This window comes from Coprococcus sp. RTP21281st1_F1_RTP21281_210402 (assembly GCF_040915325.1).
Taxonomy (GTDB): Bacteria; Bacillota; Clostridia; order Lachnospirales; family Lachnospiraceae; genus Coprococcus; species Coprococcus aceti.
This window is the reverse complement of the sequence record NZ_JBCPDQ010000021.1, coordinates 1-2,578: the sequence shown is the minus strand read 5'-3', so window position 1 is coordinate 2,578 and position 2,578 is coordinate 1. Positions and strand designations below refer to the sequence as shown.

Below are 2,578 nucleotides of genomic sequence, written 5' to 3'. Positions count from 1 at the left end.
AAACCTGTGCATTCTCATTATATTGAACATCAAATTCTTGATTTATTTCCGGCATAATCAACCTGGACTTAATCATGAACTCCTCCTTTACGGATGGAGCATCTTCAATAGAAAAACTGCATCTGAATCAAGATTTCTGATTTGATGTTTTCTTGAGCCAGATGAGCACTTTCTCTTTGTGAGATGACCAAAAGGCAGACTCTGGGCACGATATTCGAAAGAAGTAGACTGATATCAGCAGTCTGGAAAAGAATTTGAAAATTAACATAGAAAAAACGCATTATCTCCATAGCACCAAGTGCCATGAAAACAATGCGTCCTAAATTTTAAAGAAAAAATATTCAGTTGTGATTTCGGATGTTCTTATACGAAGTCATTATTAAATATAGTCTTTCATAATGTTCCAAACCCTTTTTACTTCGTCATTATATTTCTCATTCAACTGATTTCTTAATTGAACATCTGCATCATAAATAATGAAATCGCTTAACCCGCCTCTCGAAGCAAACAGTTTACTATAGCTTTCTATCAAGTATTTCATTTTTTCACCATTGCTCTCATCCGAGTCAATACAATTAACTTGTCCCATAAGAATTCTTAATATCCCGTTATATTGTCCATATCCATATTTTTGTACCATTTTGCCAATCTCTATATACGCCTCTCGCAACTGCAAAAACTCTTCATTTCTTATCATTCTTCTATCTCCAATCTATTGTAACGGTGTTTTTCCTACAACTTCAAAAGTCCATGGTGCATCTATATAGGTTTGCATAACATTATATCCTCCCACGTATACTCCACCTTGCGGTCCGACTGATCCTGTATAAATAGTAGTACCCTTTGGTACTTTAATCGCATATACATTATCTATATAAGAGCTTGCCTCATACGCACCAGTTTTCGGGTCTATCCAATGAGTCTTTACCGCTGCGTCAATTCTTACATTAGTAACAGAAGCAGGTAGCTCACTCGTAAACCATCTTCCATACGGATTTTGAGCATTACCTGCTCGATACATTATTCTATCTTCCTGTAATACTTCCATATTGTATCTGCCACCATAGAAATTCTTTGCAGGTTGATTAGGCATTTCTGCTAACGGTCCTGGATTTTCAATCATATTATATTGATAATTAGCTATATCACCTGACCAATATATAACAGTTGTACTACCACTCTCTACAACTTCTGCAACATCATCTAGCTTATTCACTTCTACATTACTTAAAGCTTTTTCACCTAAGGCAATGTCATCTGAGTTCTTGAATATCGTTGTATGGCTTAGTTCTTCAATATCCGTCTTTCTCGCTACATCTCCGATTTCTGATACGGAACTGTTCGCTGGGTTTCCTGATATAACTTCTTCTACCATATTGCTTCCCAACATTGCCAATATATGGCTGTCTGTACTTTGATAGATTGCATCACAAGCTTTATCTTCTGCTACATTCCCAATCAATATCCTTCCAGCATCTACGGCGATAGTTTATAAATCCGTGAACTTCACGGATTCAGGTAAATGACAAAAAGCTATTATTAATCTCTGTATGTCATTCACTTCGTGAACAGACAGAGATTAAAATAGCTTTTTGAGTTAAGGGTTTTGGAGTCCTAAAGTATAACCATAATTAAATATCATTATACGGATTTTTTTCAAGTATTTCATTAATCTCTTCATCTTTCCTTTTTAAAAAATCCTCACCAAATAAAGCAAATATTTTTTTTTCTTTCTCAAAGAGTGGTCTTCGGAAATCTTTTCCTTTCTCTTGATTATTCATGGCATACTTCATAGTAATATTTGTTGATAATATATTTAAAGCATACCACAATACTTCTCGTTCGTCATTTACAACTATATCACTTCTTATCTTCCCCTTTTCTGCATAAAGAATATGATAATTTGAATTTGTACTAAAAATGTATGTTCCCTCAGCACTATTATCATCCCCTTTTTCGAAAAAAACATTACTGTATGAAATCTCATCTAGTTTATCATTAATTTCACTCATAATATATTTTTGCAGTTCATTTGTTGTTAACATAGTTTTTCACCTCTCTCTATTTATTTTGGCACTATATAGCCTTCTCTAATTAATTGTAAAATCGGCATTGGCAATTCATATTGTAATCCTCCACCTGCAGAACCTCCCCATGCTGCAATCTCTGCTTGGATAGTGTTTGGTATTTCCTTTATAACCCTAAATTCCTGATAAATATTAGGGTCAGTAGTTGGTGGCAATGCTAATTTATCTGCATTTGCACCTGTTTGTGTTACAAAGTTACTCTTATTCCCAATATTTCCATACCGCCCAAATGTATCTCCTGGTTTTAACGACATATTTACTTCTGTTCCTGGTACAGCTCCGTTATTTGGTGGATAATTTATTGTACCATCTGCTTTATACCAACTTGTTTCACTTCCACCCTCACAAATAATACTACTTTCAGACTCCACCCGTCCTTTGCTAGTAGACATAACCTTATTCTTTCCATCTGCCTTTGACGATGACTTTCCACCCTCAAAAACTGACCGCAAAACAAATGATGTTATTGCACACTCTGCCCAGGTCTTGGC

At 35.1% G+C, this 2,578-nt stretch carries 4 protein-coding genes; all 4 read right to left on the bottom strand.

The window, feature by feature from the left end:
- Window positions 1-379: 379 nt before the first annotated feature.
- Window positions 380-697 (bottom strand): hypothetical protein, encoded by a 318-nt coding sequence (locus AB5150_RS15590; RefSeq protein ID WP_055148064.1) that lies wholly within the window; start codon window positions 695-697, stop codon window positions 380-382.
- Window positions 698-712: 15 nt separating this feature from the next.
- On the bottom strand, window positions 713-1,462 hold the full coding sequence (locus AB5150_RS15585) for a hypothetical protein (protein ID WP_368292176.1): 750 nt from the start codon (window positions 1,460-1,462) through the stop codon (window positions 713-715).
- Window positions 1,463-1,631: 169 nt separating this feature from the next.
- Window positions 1,632-2,045 (bottom strand): hypothetical protein, encoded by a 414-nt coding sequence (locus AB5150_RS15580; protein ID WP_055148057.1) that lies wholly within the window; start codon window positions 2,043-2,045, stop codon window positions 1,632-1,634.
- Between the two features lie 20 nt (window positions 2,046-2,065).
- Window positions 2,066-2,578, bottom strand: a 513-nt coding sequence (locus AB5150_RS15575; RefSeq protein WP_161172303.1) for a glycohydrolase toxin TNT-related protein, incomplete at its 5' end; no start/stop codon positions are given.